Annotated in this window: 12 protein-coding genes; 3 read left to right on the top strand and 9 right to left on the bottom strand. The window is 68.2% G+C overall.

Translation table 11 applies throughout. The features are described from left to right. Positions 1-4: 4 nt before the first annotated feature. Positions 5-424: a hypothetical protein gene (locus NP4_RS24405; RefSeq protein WP_068002180.1), complete on the bottom strand. Its 420-nt coding sequence runs from the start codon at positions 422-424 to the stop codon at positions 5-7. Between the two features lie 665 nt (positions 425-1,089). Here NP4_RS24405 and NP4_RS41155 point away from each other — a divergent pair. Continuing rightward, positions 1,090-1,317: a hypothetical protein gene (locus NP4_RS41155; RefSeq protein ID WP_147288074.1), complete on the top strand. Its 228-nt coding sequence runs from the start codon at positions 1,090-1,092 to the stop codon at positions 1,315-1,317. 170 nt (positions 1,318-1,487) lie between these two features. On the opposite strand, the gene NP4_RS24400 is transcribed toward NP4_RS41155, so the two are convergent. Together NP4_RS24400 and NP4_RS24395 are read right to left on the bottom strand one after the other, a co-directional pair. Next, positions 1,488-2,243 (bottom strand): lytic polysaccharide monooxygenase, encoded by a 756-nt coding sequence (locus tag NP4_RS24400; protein WP_068002178.1) that lies wholly within the window; start codon positions 2,241-2,243, stop codon positions 1,488-1,490. Between the two features lie 400 nt (positions 2,244-2,643). Continuing rightward, a complete protein-coding gene (locus NP4_RS24395; protein WP_068002175.1) occupies positions 2,644-5,784 on the bottom strand; it encodes a heterodisulfide reductase-related iron-sulfur binding cluster in 3,141 nt (1,046 codons plus the stop codon). A gap of 473 nt (positions 5,785-6,257) precedes the next feature. On the opposite strand from NP4_RS24395, the gene NP4_RS24390 reads away from it, so the two are divergent. Continuing rightward, positions 6,258-7,028 (top strand): DUF8020 domain-containing protein, encoded by a 771-nt coding sequence (locus tag NP4_RS24390; RefSeq protein WP_245998461.1) that lies wholly within the window; start codon positions 6,258-6,260, stop codon positions 7,026-7,028. Positions 7,029-7,080: 52 nt separating this feature from the next. On the opposite strand, the gene NP4_RS24385 is transcribed toward NP4_RS24390, so the two are convergent. The 6 genes from NP4_RS24385 to NP4_RS24360 all read right to left on the bottom strand — a co-directional run bounded on the left by NP4_RS24385 (position 7,081) and on the right by NP4_RS24360 (position 16,292). After that, positions 7,081-7,923, bottom strand: a complete 843-nt coding sequence (locus tag NP4_RS24385; protein ID WP_068002168.1) for an NRDE family protein — start codon at positions 7,921-7,923, stop codon at positions 7,081-7,083. A gap of 77 nt (positions 7,924-8,000) precedes the next feature. After that, positions 8,001-9,164 carry a S1 family peptidase gene (locus NP4_RS24380; protein WP_373863864.1) on the bottom strand — a complete coding sequence of 388 codons (1,164 nt, stop codon included), beginning with the start codon at positions 9,162-9,164 and terminating at the stop codon, positions 8,001-8,003. Between the two features lie 254 nt (positions 9,165-9,418). After that, on the bottom strand, positions 9,419-10,777 hold the full coding sequence (locus NP4_RS24375) for a S1 family peptidase (protein WP_068002165.1): 1,359 nt from the start codon (positions 10,775-10,777) through the stop codon (positions 9,419-9,421). Between the two features lie 189 nt (positions 10,778-10,966). Then, positions 10,967-12,058, bottom strand: a complete 1,092-nt coding sequence (locus NP4_RS24370) for a hypothetical protein (RefSeq protein ID WP_068002163.1) — start codon at positions 12,056-12,058, stop codon at positions 10,967-10,969. A gap of 58 nt (positions 12,059-12,116) precedes the next feature. Next, positions 12,117-14,627, bottom strand: coding sequence for a LuxR C-terminal-related transcriptional regulator (locus tag NP4_RS24365; protein WP_082876190.1), 2,511 nt, complete (start codon positions 14,625-14,627; stop codon positions 12,117-12,119). Positions 14,628-14,636: 9 nt separating this feature from the next. Further along, on the bottom strand, positions 14,637-16,292 hold the full coding sequence (locus NP4_RS24360; protein WP_082876189.1) for an Hsp70 family protein: 1,656 nt from the start codon (positions 16,290-16,292) through the stop codon (positions 14,637-14,639). Positions 16,293-16,546: 254 nt separating this feature from the next. Here NP4_RS24360 and NP4_RS24355 point away from each other — a divergent pair. Beyond that, positions 16,547-16,959: IniB N-terminal domain-containing protein (locus tag NP4_RS24355; protein WP_218023988.1), on the top strand; the 413-nt coding region annotated here is incomplete at its 3' end.

Genomic DNA, 16,959 nt, shown 5'->3' with positions numbered 1-16,959 from the left:
TCGCTCAGGCGAACCAGGCTCGTGCCGATGGCCGCGTCAGCGTCGCGGATGTGGTGAGGCCGCACAGCAATCCCAGTAGGCCCGGCGGAGTGTGATTGAGCATTCCGGCCAGGCCGAAGAGTATTTCTATCGCGCCGCAGATTATTACCGTGGTGTGGGCGATTCGGCCGCGTTGGGCGAATCGCAGGCACGCCGCCGCGGCTATACAGGTGGGAAGGAAGCCGAAGACCAGGGCGCCGACGGCTTCGGGATTTCCCGCGGTGGAACCGAATATCGACAGGAACAGGCCGAAGGCTGCCAGGGCGATTGTGGCGAATTGGGCCGCGCGGACAGGGTAGGGCATGTCCGCGGGGGATTGCGGCCACGGGAGCTGGTCCAGGGGGATTCGGTCGGTCTTGTCGTAATCGTAGGTCTGGTGCGCCACGAGGTTTGCTTTCTGCTGTGCGGCGCCGCGTGGGCCGGCGGGGCGGCTGGCGCGGCGGAACGCTACAGAATGCCCGAGCGGGCGGAATGTCGCAAGCTTGCCCGGCGGATGCGAACTTCGCTGCGGGAAAACGAAATCGAGGTTTCGGCAGGTGCGGGGCGGGGAAACCGGAAGTGACGCTGGTGGATTCGGCCTCGGTTGCGGGTCGGCTCGGCGCGCTGAGCAGCGATGAGCGTAATCGAGCTATGTCGGCTCGAAAGCGCTTGGCGTTACGAAAAATTGATAGTGATGTATATCTCACAGTAGCTGAATTGTTGCCTACTGCTTCGGGATACGCGATATCGGTAATGACAATCGAATCGCTGTGGCCCGCTCGGCATGGTGCTCGGTCGGCCATGACCGCAGGTATCGATTCGCCCCTCGATCGAATAAGGCTGTACTAAGACAGTCGATTCGGTGCGCGAGTCGGCGAAGAGTGAAGCTTCCTCCGTGAAATACCCGTTACCGGACCGCTATCGATACGTGATCCGCGCGGCGGAACCACTGATAGGACACTGTTCGGTCGGCGTGATAGGAAATTCGTTGTCGGCGGCGCTTCAGTCGCCGACCAGCGGGACCGCGGCAATTCGGCCGCGGCGCTCGCGGGAGGATCAATTCGAGGGGATATGTTCCTGATGAAGAAGTTTCGTGCTGTCGGAATGGCCTGCGCTGCTGCTGCGGGCATCATGATCGCCGGCGCCGGTGTGGCGGCCGCGGACGGCGGCACCGGCACGGGCACCGACAATCCGGCCACCGGATCGTCGTCGATCCTGACCGAGCTGGTGAAGGCGCTGGCCACCGGCAGCTCGAAGGCGGGCGGCACCGGCGGTGGCACCGGCGGCACCGGCCAGTAGTTCACAGGGACCGAACGGCCCCACCTCGGGGGAGGTGGGGTAATTCCCGACAGATCTCCACACCGACTCCCCTGCAGGAGGAATTGCCCCCGCCGCAGTAGCGGCGGGGGCAATTTTTTTTTGTGGTGTCCGAGCGGTCCCTCACCCGTCAGCCGCTCGACGACGTTGGATCAGATCGCCTGCCACAGAGCGGGTGTCGTCGGTGGCGTCCAGCCGTCCTGGGCGGTGTGGGTCTGCAGGCAGCGGTAGCGGGCGCCGTTGTAGGTGACCACATCGCCGGTGCTGTAGGTCGTACCCGAAGCCCACTGTCCGGCAGGGGGATTGGGGTTGCTGGTGGTTGTTGTCGGTGGGGTCGTGGTGGGTGGGGTCGTGGTCGGCGGTGGCGTCGTGGTGGTGGGAGGCGTTGGGCCGCTGCCGATCTGGAGATCGACACAGGCGTAGAAGGCATTGCCGGTGTCGGCGATGTTCCAGATGCCGATCATCTTGTGGCGGCCGGTCAGGTTGCCGAAATTGACCGTGTGCGTGACATTTTGGCCCGGCTGGCGACCGCCGCCGTCGACGGTGGCGATGCGCTTGCCGTCGACCCAGTACTGCCAATCGGTGGTCGCGTGCCGGGCGGTGAAGGTCCAGGTGAAGGCCATCGAGCTGCCGACCTGGGCGACCTTCCAGGGCTTGCTGTCGTCGTCCAGGTCCTTCCAGCGGGAATCGCCTGCGCTGCAATTGAGTTGGCCCTTCGGGCCCTCGACGCTCTGCGGTTCGTACTTGATGGGCCCGCACGGCAGCTGGTTCTGCGCGCACTGCGCCTGGCGGCTGGCGGGTGAGGAGATGTAGCCGTGTGCGCTCGCCTGACCGGCGGGCAGGATTGCGATCAGCAGTGGCGCCAGACCGGCGGCACCGAGGAACGACAGAATTCTCCGACGAGACATGGGGGTACTCCTAGCCGTTTGGGTATCCGATCCGGATCGGCTCGAAGTGAAAAGAGGTTATTACGGTAAGCCCGCTCGCTCGAGACGGTCAACCGTCCGGAAGGTAACCCCCTACTCTTCGGGGTTGCCTCGACCGGGAATGATCTTCGTATGGTGTCGATCGAAACACGTTACAGATCAAGAGGTTTCGATCTTCGCCGAGTACGGTGGCGAACCGGGCGCTGATCGATTGCCGGAGGCGGTTTCGGAGCGGTCGGTTCGTTTCGAAAAAATGCCATTCGGAAGCGTCGCAAACTTCTGGCTATGACTGCGACGAATCCCGCTCGGCCGAGCGGGAATACGCCGAGGGCGGTGCGGCCAATATCTGGCAACACCGCCCTCGGGCGTGACTACGGGCCGCTCAGTCCTTCCGGCCCGGCGCCTTGGCGCCGGACTTGAAACCGAGTCCACCCGGCTTGGCCGCCGGGGGCTTCGGCGCGCCATTGCCCTCGCCGGAGCTCGGGGCCTCGGGCGCCGCATCGCCGTCGGCGGTGGCCTCGGGCGCCGAGACCTCCTCGCTCGCGGCCGGTTCCGGAGTGGCGGGTTTCGGAGCACCCGGAGCCTTCGCGCCCGGCCGCTTGAAACCGGACTTCATCGCCAGCCCCTTCGGGGCAACAGTCGGTTTGGTCTCGACGGCCTCGGTCGGTTTGGTCTCGACGGCCTCGGTCGACTTGGTCTCGACGGCCTCGGTCGGCTCGGCCTCCGCGGCCTCGGCCTGCACCGATTCCGCGGGCGCCGAAACCTCCTCGCTCGCGGCGGACTTGGCCCCCGGCGCTTTCGCGCCGCCCTTCATGGCCAGACCCTTACCACCCGGAGCCTTGGCCGGGCCCTTCATGGCGAGGCCACCCGGCTTGGCCGTCGGCGTGGACGGCGTGCCGGATTCCGCGGGAGCCTCCGCGGACTCCGCGGCCGGAGTCGCCTTGGCCCCGGGCGCTTTCGCCGCGCCCTTCATCGACAGACCCTTGCCACCCGGAGCCTTCGCCGGACCCTTCATGGCCAGGCCACCGGGCTTGGCCGCGGGTGCGGCCGGGGTCTCGGCGGGGTCCTCGGCCGGGGCGTCGGCCTTCGCGCCGGGAGCCTTGGCGGCCCCCTTCATCGAAAGACCCTTACCGCCCGGTGCTTTCGCCGGACCCTTCATGGCCAGGCCCTTACCCGAGGCCGGGGCGGCCTTGGGCTCGGCGGCGGCCGTCTCCGCGGGCGCGCTGGCCACCGCGGGCTCCGGCTCCGGTGCGGGTTCGACCTTCTTGGGCTCCTGGACCACCTTCAGATTCGCCGACAGCGTCGCCGGTTCGGCCCGCTCGATCGAATTGAGCATCAGCTGCGCCACGTCGACGACCTCGACGCCCTGGCCGACCTCGCCGGAATCCTTGCGCGCGGTCACACCGTCGGTGAGCATCACGCGGCAGAACGGGCAGCCGGTGGCGATCAGCGACGGCGAGTTACCGCCGTCCAGGGTGGCCAGCGCCTCATCGGTGCGATCGAGGTTGACCCGCTTACCGAGCTGCTCCTCCATCCACATCCGCGCGCCACCCGCGCCACAGCACATGGAACGTTCACCGTGCCGAGGCATTTCGGCCACGGCCGCACCGGAGGCCGCCATCAGCTCACGCGGCGCGTTGTAGATCTTGTTGTGCCGTCCCAGATAGCAGGGATCGTGATAGGTGACCTTCTCCGACACCGGCGACACCGGCACCAGCTTGCGCTGCCGCACCAGGCGATTGAGCAGCTGCGTGTGGTGCACGACCTCGTAGGCGCCACCGACCTGCGGGTACTCGTTGTTGAGCGCGTTGAAGCAGTGCGCACAGGTGACGACGATCTTCTTCTTGCGATCCTCCACACCCTCGAACACCGAATTCAGCAGCTCGATGTTCTGCATCGCCAACTGCTGGAACAGGAATTCGTTACCCGCGCGCCGCGCCGAATCACCCGTGCAGGTCTCCTCCTGACCCAGCACCATGAACTTCACGCCCGCGGTGGCCAGCAACTCCGCGACCGCCTTGGTGGTCTTCTTCGCGCGATCCTCATAGGCGCCCGCGCAACCGACCCAGAACAGATACTCGTAGCCGTCGAAACTCTCCGCGTCCTGGCCGAACACCGGAACGTCGAAGTCCACCTCGGAGATCCAGTTCAGCCGATCCTTGGCGTTCTGGCCCCACGGGTTGCCCTTGTTCTCCAGATTCTTGAACAGACCCGCCAGCTCGGAGGGGAACTCCGATTCGATCAGCACCTGATAGCGGCGCATATCGATGATGTGGTCGACATGCTCGATATCTACCGGGCACTGCTCCACACACGCACCACAGGTCGTGCACGACCACAGCACCTCGGGATCGATGATGCCGTGCACATCCTCGGCGCCGACCAGCGGACGCTCGGCCTCGGCACGGGCGGCCTCGGAGATCTTCGCCAGCGCGGACTCGTCCGGCTTGCCCTCGGCATCGACCAGACCGACCTCGTCGCCGCCCATATCCTTGCGGCCACCCGCGAGCAGATACGGCGCCTTGTTCACGCCGTGGTCCCGAAGGGACATGATCAACAGCTTGGGCGACAGCGGCTTTCCGGTATTCCACGCCGGGCACTGCGACTGGCAACGACCACACTCGGTGCAGGTCGTGAAGTCCAACCAGCCCTTCCACGAGAAGTCCTCGACCCGTCCGACACCCAGGGTGTCGCTGTCGGGATCGATCTCCTCCATATCCACCAGGGCCTTGCCCTTGGACATCATCGGCTTGGCCGCGCCCAGCGCGACACCGCCGTCGTCCTCACGCTTGAAATAGATATTGAAGAAGGCCGCGAACCGGTGCCACGCCACACCCCAGTTGATATTGCGACCGACCAGCAGCAGGAAGGTGCTGCCCGAGACCATCTTGACGAACGCGAACACCGCGACCATCGCGACGCTCGAGGGCAGCAGCTTGGCCACCTGCATGGTGAAGAAATCGGTCCACGCCGTGGAATGGCCGTAGGTGGCGATCTTGCCCGCCTTCACCAGCACCATGCCCAGGCCCTCGATGAGCACGATCAGCTCGATCGTGTACGCCGGGCCGAACTTCGAACCGCTGAAGCGAGACAGGCGTTCCGGTACGCGCGGGTGGTTGAGCTGGCGGATCACGATCAGCGTGACGATGCCGATCACGGTGGCGATGCCGAGCAGCTCATCGGCCAAGTGATAGATGTGCCAGTCGCCGATGATCGGCCAGTGGAATTCGGGTTCGAAGGTCTGCCCGTAGGCCTCGAAGTAGAGGATGAAACCGGCGAGGAATCCGATCATGACCAGCCAGTGCGCCCAGCCGACCGTGCGGAACTTGTTCATCCGGGTATGCGCCAGGAATTCGACGATCATCGTCTTGAGGCGCGGGAAGAACGGCCGCCATCGGTCCGGGGCGGGCTGTCCGATCATGATGGCTCGCACCATCTTGGTGACGCCGCCGACGAATGATGCCCACGCCAATAGGCTGAACATCACCCCAATCGTGCCCAGCGTCACTGTCAGGGCATTCATGTCGCGACCCTTCCTTCGGTTCAACGAGCATCCGGTGGCAGGGCTGATGCCACCGCGGTTGCACGTATCCTAACGGGCAGTAAGTTACCCGCCGGTAACTTGGTCTGTCCATCATAAGCTTGCGGGTCGGCCTGCCCCAGCTTGCGGGGGCTTGACCCACCCCGTATTGTGACCGCCCTCACCCACTTTCCTGGGGATATGTGTGACCGCGGTTCGCTATCACGGTAAAACCCGGCAAACGAAGACTTGAACCCAGGACAGGCTTAGTTGGATTGGCGGAAAACGGATCTCGCTTCTGGTCAGCTATTCGACTAGGCTCCAGTCGTCCTGCTTGCTGTGCCGTCTTCACCCCGCTCGGGGAGGGTTCCGCAGGGATCGACCTGAGGGATGCGTGGGCTCTCGCGGGGACGTCGAGCACAGCGAAACCTGATGATGGATTGGATAACCGAATGAAGTTCCGCAGAGGTACTGCGGTGGGCGCCCTGGTCGTGGGCGCTATGACCGTTGGGCTGGGAACTGCCCACGCTGAGCCGGCCGCTCCGGCCGCCAAGGGCATCAACTACTCGGTCCAGCTGGTGGATGCGCAGCAGCCCGGAACGCCGAAGTCGGTGGTTACGCGCTTGCAGGGGGGAACTTTCCAGCTGTCGAAGACCGAGGTCGCCGCGAAGCCGGGGGAAGAGGCCACCCAGGTCGACACCGTCGACATCAAGGATGCCGAGGGCGCCACGGTGGTCACCCTGCCGCTGACCTACACCTTCGCTGGTCAGCAGGTCCAGGTGAAGCCGGAGATCAAGGGCGAGGGTAAAGAGCTCGAACTGGTTCCCGACAAGACCGTGGCGCCGATCGCGAACCAGACGCAGGTCGAGCCGCAGCAGATCACGCGCGACGGAAACCGCGTCGTGCTCAAGGATGTCGCCTCCCCGATCGAGAACCAGCGGGCGATGAACGACTTCGCCAGCAAGTTCGGAATCGCCACGGCTGTCGGCGGTTTCGTCGGCACCGCGATCGGCGCGGTCGTCGGCTGCATCTTCGGCCTCCCGCTGTTCGGTGTCGGTTGCCTCGCGGGTCTTCCGTTGGGTGCGGGCATCGGCGGCATTCTCGGCACAGTCGCCGTGGGTGGTCCCGCGCTGATTGCGACCGCTGTCGACCTGGTCAACACGATGACCGCCGCACCGGGCAGCACGCAGTGGAGCGACGAGAACCTGGCCAAGCAGCAGCAGGCGCAGAACGCGCCGCAGAACTGAGTTTCGGCCTCGAACGGCCCGTACTCCTCGGAGTACGGGCCGTTTTCGTCTGTCAGTCGGGCAATCGCATTGTGCCGCTGAACGATACCTCGCCACGTGGACGACCCAGTCGCCCGAATGTGCGTTCGGCCATTTCGAATGTGCCGTCCTCGCGCACGAGCAGCACTGTGCCGCAGCGGGTTCCGTGGACGATATCGGCGATGAAGCGCGGGGAGATCGCGCGTTCGCGCCGCTTGGATACCCCCGTGCCGGGCAACTGGTCGTCCGGGGCCACGGTGCGATCGGCCAGGACGTCGAAATAGGCCGCGGTATCGGCCGGATCGGTGCGGATCACCTCGCGCAGGGCGGTCAGGCCGTCACGTACCTTGGGCCAGGCGGGCGCTCCGGTGTCGGTGCGAATGGTGATGTCGCTGTGGACATCTCCCGAGCCGAGCAGTGCGCCATTGGACAGCCCGTGCAGCCCGGGCAGCAGTTCGGTCGGGGTCAGCGTGCTGCGATTGCTGTGCCACCACAGCGATTCCAGATCCGAGACCACGAGGTTGTAGCCGTAGTAATCGTCCGGGGCCGCGGCGACCGAGCGGACGAACTTCTCCGGGCCCACCGAATCGCGCAGGTAGTCCAGCAGCAGGGTCCCGCGCGAGGGCGCGGCGGGGCGGCTCTCGGCCGGATTGCGCACATTGGTCACCGTGGCGAAGCGATGCGCGTCGGGCATCAGGCCCAGCCAGGTGCCGGGCATGCGCGTGCCGTTGCCCAGATCGCGCCCCGCGAGCAGGCCGGGAACCTCCGGCCACCAGCGCAGCGATTCGGTTGACCGGGTGTAGAACTCGTCGCGATTGGCGGCGACGATCAGCCGATAATCCGGGTGCGCGCGCCACCCGATCAACACCAGACACATATGTCCAGAATGCCTGGCGAGCCGTATACGGAAAAGGCCGACGGTGGGTAGCCGTCGGCCTTGTCGCGGAGTTGGCGTCAGTTGGTGCGGACGCGCAGCCCCGGGTTGTCGGAGAGCACGACGTTGACCGGCTGAGCGAACAGCTGCGGGGCGTCGCCGGTGATCATGCCGAGCACCTCGGGAATGATGCAGTGCGGGTAATCGGCGACCGAGGAGGCGCTGGAGATACCCAGGGCCAGGGTGCCGGTCACGATCGGACCGCCGCTGTCGCCGGGCAGCGCGCAGATGTTGGCGGAGAACGATTGGGTCAGCTCCCGATCGCCCACCTGGACGGTCTGATCCACCGCGTTGACCACGCCGCAGCTGAAACCGGTGCGGGTGCCCGACTTGCAGACCGGCGCGCCGACGACCGGATCGGCCACGCCGGTGATCGCGATGGGGGCCGCGCCCTGCACCCGAACCAGGTTGTTGCCGAAGCGATCCCGGTTCGCGTCGTTGATCGACACGATCGAGTAGTCCTGGTTGCCCAGGATCGACTTCTGGAAGGTCCCCAGCTGGTTGCCGACGTGATTGCCGGGCAGCAACTCGAACATGCCCGGGGCGTTCGCGGTGCCCGCGGCCGGAATGTTCGGATCGCAGTGTCCGGCGGTGATGTTCACGACATTGTTCTTGGCGTCCAGACCGTTGAAGCCGGACGAGCAGATCAGCTGCATGCGGCCCGCCACCGAGGCGTAACCGTCACCCGCGGCGATCGAACCGTTGGCCTGGCCCGCGATCGGCTGGGCGACGTCGTCGGCCTGCTCCGGGCCGACCGGCGCGGCCGGCATCACGATGACCCGGGCGGGATCGACGAAACCGGGCATCGGCAGGCCGGGCTTGTCGACGCGAACCGCGATGCTGTTGTTCATGGTGTCGACCACGACCCCGCGCACCGCCTTGGCGACCGCCTCCGGCTGACCCGAAAGCCACTGCTGGAAGGCGTTCTTCTCGCTGCGCAGCACGGTCTCGCTCTTGGCGACGTCCTTGACCTGGAATCCGGCGTCCTGCGCGGCCTTGCGAGCCTCGTCGAGTCCCTGTCCCTGCGACAGCGCGATCACGGCCTTGCCGGTGTTGTCCAGCCAGGAGCCCGCGTATGCCTGCGGGTACTGCCGCTGCGCGCTGATCGCGAACGCCGCGACCTTCTGCGCGACATCGGCGCGGTGCAGGTACTCGTCGGGAGAGATCTTCAGATCGCGTTGCACAGCGGCGATCAGCTCGGCCGGCAGATTCGGCGCCGGAGCGGGAGCCGGTTCCGCGGATGCCGACCCCGCCACAGGTCCGAGGACCAGTGCGGTTGCCGACGCGGCAACCGCTGCTTTGCGGAGACGGTTCCGCGGGCTCGATCCCGCGGCGGACATACGGATGCGTGGCAGGAGCATGAGGCGACTATATGGGGTTCGGATGGTTATGCCTACTCGTCTCGGACTTGTCATGAGAATTCATCTCGCGTTCGGGTTCATCCCGCATTCGACCGGGTCCGCACCGCGATCCCGGAACCGAGGCCGCCGCCGGAATTGGCGTCGATGTGATCGAGGATCGCGCGGATCGGAATGCCCAGCGAGGCGGTGCCGCCGTATTGCGCCAGACCGATATTCGCCTCACCGCAATCGGGTGCGTCGGCCGCGTTGGAGCCGCTGGTGATGCCCAGCGCCAGGGTGCCGGACACGATGGCGCCGCCGCTGTCACCGCCCAGGGTGCAGGCCGTACTCGCGAAGCCGCGCACCGTCTTCGATTCGCCGTCGGCGGTGTAGAGCTGGGTCTCGACCCGATCGGCGACCACGAAACCACAAGTGAATGTGGAGGATTGGCCCGACTTGCAGACCGGTGCGCCCACGATCGGGTCGGCGGTTCCGGTCAACGTGATCGTGGTGCCGTTGGCGCCGCGCACCGACGGCTGATCCATCCCCGCCCGCACCGCGCGGTCGTTGAGCTTGATCACCGAGTAGTCCAGGCCGCTCTGGCCGCCCAGCTGGGCGCGCACGAACGAGCCGACCTGCGGGCTGGCCTTGATGTCGTGCACATCGGGCACCCAGACGTCGGCCTTCTCATCGCCCTTGCCCAGATTCGGATCGCAGTGTCCCGCACTGATGTTCAGCGCGTTGCCCGCGGCGTCGACGCTGTTGAAACCGAATGAGCACACATCGACGGATTTGAGCGCCTCGTTGTCCAGCGAGGTCGGCGCGCTGATGTAGGTGTCGCCGCCCATGGGCCGGCGCTCCACCGGGCCGCCGCTGTTCGGGGACAGCACCACCTTGATATTGGCGATCAGCGTGGGCAGATTCAGTACATGTCCGGCCGGGGTGTTGGCGACGTTCACCACCAGCTGGCTGTTGAGGAAGTCGATGGCGACGGAATTGACGGCCGAGGAGATCTCGCGCGGCAGGCCGTTGATCCAGCGAGCGAGCTGATCGAGCGAATCCTCCAGGCTGTTCGCCGAAATCGGGGCCAACCGCGTCTGATAGCCGTCGGTGGCGGCGATGCGGGCGGCGTCGAGGGAGGTGACGGCCATGATCGGCTTACCGTCGGGACCCAGCCAGGCTCCGGCGAATTCGTCGGGGCGCTCGGCGCGGAACTGACGGGCGTAGTCGCGCAGCTGCTGCGCCTCGGCTGCGCGATCGAGGTACTCCGCGGGGGTCATCTTCAGATCGCGCGAAATCGCCTGCGCCAGCTCGGGCGGCAGTTGATCGGCGGCGGGCTGATTCGGTGCGGGGGACGCCTGCGCGGGCACGGCGAACATGGGGCCGAGCAATACGGTCGAGGCGAACGCGACGACGGCCGCCTTGACCGTGGCGCGCTGCGCCGGCAACTTGCGCATGGAGTCCCTTCGTCAGGCACCGGTGTGCCGGGTAGATCCGACGGGCGTAAAGCCGTTGTGCGGCAACAGCCCTCGTCCAGCAGCCGACCGAGCGTTTCGGATTGGGGATCCGGCAACACCGGTCAGCGCTTCACTTTAGGGCACAAACGGGCAAAGTTCGCTACGAAATGATCACGGATCAAGGTGTACCTACATTCCGGGCAGCGTCGGCAGTCCCGGGATGGTCGGTATCGGCGGAATCGTCGTCCGGCGCGGGGTGGTGCGCGTCGGGTGCGGGGTGGTCGTCGGCGGCTGGGTCGTCGTCGGCGGCTCGGTGGTCGGCGGCGGCGGGGGTGTGGTGGTCTCGGTGGTCTCCGGCGGTTGGACCGTCGTCGGCTCCGGGATCGTGGTGATCGGCGGTGCGGGTGCGGGTACGAAGGTCGGCGTCGCCGGGGTCGTCGTGACCGGTTGGGAGTGGGCGTCCGGCAGCGGCGGGACGGGTGTGGTGGCGTGGCCGCGCAGCAGCAGGGCCACACCCAGTCCGCCCAGCATCAGGCCCACGATCGCGGCCGCGGCGATCAATATCGGGGTGCGTCGCAGTTTGCGTTTCGCCGGCGGCGTCGCGGTGGTTGGCGTCTGTTCGACGATCGCGGTTTCCACCGGCTCGGCCACCGGGAAGGCCGCGGAATAGGCCTGCATCGTCGGATCCGCGGTCGGGAGCGCGGGCAGGATGTCGGTGACGATCAACGCGTTCTCGGCGTGGGTGGGATCCGGCGGCGTCGCGCCGGCCGGTGTGGACAGCACGGCGGCCAGTGCCGCGCGGGCGGCGTCGTGCGCGTAACCGCGGCCGCTGCCGCCCTCCGAACCGGGCAGGTCGGCCTCGTCGACCAGGACGACCGCGCGCAGGCCCAGATAATCCAGCGCCTCGCGCAGCCCGTTCACCTGCGGTTCGGGCCAGGACGAGGGGTGGGTGGCATAGAACTCGGCCGGACCCTCGAGATGTTCGGCGGCCAAATTGATCAGGCAGAACAGGGCCGTGGCCACCAGATCCTCGGCGCGATAGGCCTCGCCGTCGTCGACCGAGATGCCCGCCGGATCGCCGATCGCGGCGAAGAAGCCGGTGATCGAATGGGAATGGCCCGCCGGCGGTTCGCCACCGAGGGCCGCATCGCCGTCGTCGGACATGTGCAGCACCGACTCGCGCGCGATGTACAGAGGTTCGGGGGTGTCCTCGATCCCACTGGTCAGAACCGCCGCGATGCACTCGTCGTCGGCGATCCGCAGGCCCACCCCTGTGGCCATCCTCGTTACCTCGCTTCGCGTCTCGTGCGCCCCCGGCGGCGTCATTTCGCGCCCGCCCTCACACGAGCAGTGAACCGTGTCCCATGGCGCGGAGCATCGACAATAGCTCCGACCGGGATCCGGCTCCGATCCGACGCCGGATCCGTGCGACATGATGCTCCACCGTCTTCGCCGAGATGTACAGCCGAGCGCCTATTTCCCGATAGGTGAGCCCGAGCAGCACCAACTCCGCGACCTCACGTTCCCGTTCGCTGAGCAGGGCATCGGGGGTGGGCCCGGCCTGTTCGGGTCGCGGTTGCGGAGCGGGCTCGGCCACCTGGATCACGCGTTGCGGCCGGGCCTCGGTGCGGACCGAGCGGGCGAGTTTGAGTAGTGCGGTCGCGGCCGTGGAATCACCGGCGGCGAGGGCGGCCTCGCTGGCGAGCCGGGCCGCATCCCAGATCAGGCCGATTTCCGCGAGTCGACGGACCGCCGCGGCCACCTCATCCTGTTCGACCTGACCGCGCAGGACCAGGACCCAGGTGCGACCGGCATCGGCCAGCACCGCGGCATGGGCGTCACCGGCCTGCGCGGCGGCCTTGAGCCGCTGGGCGGGCGGCAGCAGTTCGTCGGGGCGCTCATGGGCGATCGCGGCCTGGATGGCGTACCAGTGGAAGGCGTTCGCCCAGGCCGGGGGATCGCCCAGGCGGCGCAACAACTCCCGGGCCGCGTCGACCAGCGGGCTCACCCGAGCCTCGTCGCGCAACCGGATTCCGGCCAGCCACAGTTCACCGATCGGCAGCAGCGACAGCAGATCCGCGCCGACATCGTCGAACAGCGGATGCGCGGCCTCCCATGCCAGGGCCAGCGCGGTGTGATCGCCGCTGCGGCGGGCCAGCCCGATCGCGACGCCGTGGGCCAGCAGCCGATCGCGTTCGGACAGCGCGGGCAGATCGAGGGTGGCGAGTACGGTCGCGGCGGCCTGTTCGTCGCCGCCGAGCATCGCGGTCCAGGCGATCAGCACCGACAGCTGCGGATCGCGTTCGGAGCGCCCGCGCAGGGCATCCGCGGCGCGGCGGGGCTCGCCCATGCTCAGACACAGCAGGGTGGCGATCGACACCGCGGTGCAGGGCAGGAAGCGTCCGGCGGTCGGCGCGGTATCGGCGCGCGCGGCCTGGATCAGGGCCGAGGCCGCGGAAACGGCTGTGGCGCGGGCGGATTCGCCCGAATTGTGCAGCGTCTGGGCCAATGCCGTGGCGATCAGACTCGCGCGGGCGGTGTCCTCGGTGGGCGGCCAGTGCGCGGCCGAGGCCGACAGCGTGGCGGCGGCCTCGATCTCACCGGCCAGGTACTGCACGGTCGCGCCGACGGCCCAGTCCGAGCCCACGCGCGCCGCGCCGAGCCACGAATACAGCTGTGCGGCCCGGGCGGCCAGGCCGCGCCGGGTCCACACGCCCGCGCAGATACGTACGGCCGCGGCCAGTTCCGCGGCGGTCGCGGTGTCGGACAGGATCGGTTCCGCGAGGCGCAGCGCGGTATCGCCGTCGCCGGTGTGCGCGGCGGCCTCGGCCCAGTGCACCGCGACGGCCTGCCGATCGGCGCCCGCCGCCGCGGCCGCGGCGTAGTAGCGCACGGCCTCCTCGCCCGCCTTTTCCGCCGTGGCGCAGAGGAATTCGGCCAGCCGGGGATCGCGCACGCCGGATTCGGCCAGCAGCAGCGCGGTGTGATCGCGCAGCAGACCGGCGTCGAGACGGGCCTGCAGCAGCCTGCGCTGCACGGTCAGGAAGCGGCGATCGCCGACCAGGGTCCGCAGCGGGGCGACCGCGGGGGCCAGTAGCAGATCCGCGTCGGTGATCAATGCCCCGGCGCGGGCACGATCGATGACATCCAGTGCGGCGGGGTATTCGATGTCGAGGACCTCGGCGAGTTCGCCGGGGTCCAGGCCCGCGCCGGTGGTCGCGACCACCAGCACCTCGAGCAGGCGCGGGTCGGTGCCGTCGAGCAGGGTGCGCGCCCAGGCGGTGACGGCGTCGTCGACCGCGCTGATGCCCGCGTCCAATCGGGTCGCGCAGGCGGCGGTGAGGGCGGCCACCACACCGCCGTGGATGCCGCCGGTCTGGCGGTGGATGTGCTGGGCCACGGGCCGCGGCACCGTCATACCCAATTCCCTTGCGAAGGGCGCGATCTCGTTCACCGCCAGCGCGCGCAGGTCCAGTACGCGGCCGTGCCGGGAAACGGCGTCGGTCAGGCCGCGCAGCGCCGGATCGTGCGGACGCGGGCGAGTCGCGGCGATGATCGTGCGGCGGCCCGATTCCACGGTGCCGATGAGCTTTTCGAGTTCGGGCCGATCGAGGGTGTGGGCGTCGTCGATGATCAGGACGGGGGCGTCGTCGGCGACGATCTCGTCGCGGGCGGCGATGCCGTGGCCGCGCAGGCGGTTTCGGATACCGGCCAGCAGGGTCGACTTACCGGTACCGGAGCGGCCGCGGATCAGATAGACCCGCGCCTGATGATCCCGGGCGTCCAGTTCTCGCAGGATATCTCGCACGCCCGGCAGGGATTCGAGTGCGATGGCATTGGGGGTGACCACGTTTCGACCTCAGCCGCCCGTATGTCCGAGGACCTGGCCCGGCGCCTGCAGCACGGTGCCGAGGGTGTTGCCCGCCTGATCCAGACCGTTGTTCAGGGTCTTGCCCAGATCGGGGGCGGGCGGGTTGGGCACGGTGGGCGGCTGGATGTTCGGCGGTTGGACCGTCGGCGCGGAGGGCCCGGGGGCCGGATTCGGTTGCGGGGCGGGGTTGTTGTTCGGGGGCGGCGGGGCCGCGGCCGGGTTGTCGGTGGCCGGGGCGGGCTGATCGGCCGGACGGTCGCCCGGCGTCGGGGAATCGGCGGCGGCCCTTCCCGCGGCCGGGGTCGCCGCGTTGGGGGTCCGATTGCCCTGGGGGGAACCGGTATTCGCGATCGCCGCGGCGGAATCAGTGGTCGATGCCGCGCCGGTCGTCTCGCCCGTGGGCGAGACGGCGGAGGTGCCGGAGGAATTCGAGGCGGGGGTGGACTGCACGGCGGTGCCCAGCGCGAGGGTGCCGGTCGCCAGCGCGGCGACCGCCACGGCGGCGCCCGCGATGAAGGCCGTGCGACGCCAGGAGCCGAAGCGGCTGGCGCGCGGGGTCTGCGGTAGCAGTGGTAGCACCGGGGCTCTGCTGGGTTCCGGGAGCTGTTGGGGCACAAGCGGGACGACGTCGGTGGGCGCGGCCGGAAGCTCGGCCTCGGCGGTGGTGTCGAGGGCGGCGACCGCCGATTCGGCGGCCAGTAGCGCCGCGCCCGCGGCGGCTGTGTGGGCGGGTTCGGCGGCCGAGATCACCGCGGTGCCGAATTCGGTCGAGACGAGTTCGGTCAGCAGCGGGATCGCACTTCCGCCGCCGGTCAACAGGATTCGACCGATCGTGCCCAGACCGGCTCGGCGCGCGGCCTGATGGATCAGCTCGAGCGAGGCCAGCAGCGGCTCGCGCAACAGATCCTCGAGCTCGTCGCGCACCAGGCGAACATCGCGGACCTGACCGGACAGTCGCACCGCGACCACCGTCGCGGTATTTCCGGAAAGGTCTTCTTTCGCTTTCGCGCAGCGCTGGCGAAGCGCGGCCAATTCCCTTTCGATCATCGGGTCGAAGGGATCGAATTCGTTTTCGCCCGCAACATTTGCCAGGACATAACGCATTGTCAGCAGATCGAATTCGGCGCCGCCGATCTCGGTGGAGCGCAGCGGTTCGGCGAGCAGTCCACCCTGCGGCCCGGCGTCGACCACCGAGACGGTGACCCCGGTGGTGCCCAGGTCGTAGACGACGACCGCGCCGGAATCGGGGCCCGGATGGGTGGCGGTGAGCCAGCCGACGGCCGCGACCGGTTCGGGGGTGAGCCGCACCTCGCTCAGTTCGGCCCGCTCCAGGGCGGCGCGCTGGGCCGCGACGGTGTGGCGCGACCACCAGGCCGGATAGCCGAGTACCGTCGCCGCCGGTGCGGTGCCGTCGACGATGCGGCCGACCAGTCCGGCCACCAGATCGGCGGCGGCGATCGAGGCGCCGTCGTCGGTGAGGATGTCGACCGGATCGCCGACCCGGGACAGGAAGTTCTCCGCACCCGGCGCGCTCGGTCGGACCGAGGTCGCGGCGCCGCGTAGGTCGCCACCGTCCGCGGCGGTCGTCACAGCGACCGTATTCGACGACCCGACGGTAATGCCGAGCGCCAGGCCCTGAGTCATGCGAGATCCCCTGTCGTTTGCGCGGGTGAGGTCGTCGTGACCTAACGGGCCTGTCGGTTGCTGGGGGATCCTCGTTACTCGTATCGAGGGGATATGGGGAAATTCCCCTAATGCCGCGCTGGCCCCCAATGCGGTCGGCTTCGTGAGGAGGGGGGTTCACCCCGTTTCGGCGTAACGGTTCGCGTTCCTAGCGTGAAAGGCAATTCGACTACTGCGGATCGACCAGGTCCGCCCGAACCGGGAGACGATCCGCGATGAGCCCCAACGCGATTCTGGAATTCATCCTCAGCCTGCTGCGCGACCATGAGGCGGCGGTGAACTACTGCGCCAATCCGGCCGCGGCACTGACCGCCGCCGGACTCGAGGCCGTGACGCCGGAGGATATTGCCGCCGTGGCGCCGATGGTCGCCGAATCGGCACTGGTCAGCGGCGGTTCGCAGCTGGCTGCCATTGTGGCCGCGGGTGCGGGCGCCGCCGCGAGCGCGGGCCTGAACGCCGTGGCCTCGGCCGCGACCGACGCGAATCTCGGGGCCGGGCTGGCGGCCGGTGTGAACGGCGGCGCGCAGGCCGGTACGGGCCTGGATATCGGACTGTCCACCGGCGCCGACCTGGGCGCGGGTCTGTCGGCCGGACTGCAGACGGCCGCGGGCCTGGGTGCCGGCCTGTC

The organism is Nocardia pseudobrasiliensis NBRC 108224 (assembly GCF_001613105.1).
Classification (GTDB): Bacteria; Actinomycetota; Actinomycetes; order Mycobacteriales; family Mycobacteriaceae; genus Nocardia; species Nocardia pseudobrasiliensis.
This window is presented reverse-complemented; position numbering and strand designations above follow the sequence as displayed.

Coding starts and splice junctions, on each gene's coding strand:
- NP4_RS24370 (WP_068002163.1), bottom strand. CDS start 12,058: ATGGCCACAGGGGTGGGCCTGCGGATCGCCGACGACGAGTGCATCGCG.
- NP4_RS24395 (WP_068002175.1), bottom strand. CDS start 5,784: ATGAATGCCCTGACAGTGACGCTGGGCACGATTGGGGTGATGTTCAGC.
- NP4_RS24360 (WP_082876189.1), bottom strand. CDS start 16,292: ATGACTCAGGGCCTGGCGCTCGGCATTACCGTCGGGTCGTCGAATACG.
- NP4_RS24375 (WP_068002165.1), bottom strand. CDS start 10,777: ATGCGCAAGTTGCCGGCGCAGCGCGCCACGGTCAAGGCGGCCGTCGTC.
- NP4_RS41155 (WP_147288074.1), top strand. CDS start 1,090: ATGTTCCTGATGAAGAAGTTTCGTGCTGTCGGAATGGCCTGCGCTGCT.
- NP4_RS24400 (WP_068002178.1), bottom strand. CDS start 2,243: ATGTCTCGTCGGAGAATTCTGTCGTTCCTCGGTGCCGCCGGTCTGGCG.
- NP4_RS24385 (WP_068002168.1), bottom strand. CDS start 7,923: ATGTGTCTGGTGTTGATCGGGTGGCGCGCGCACCCGGATTATCGGCTG.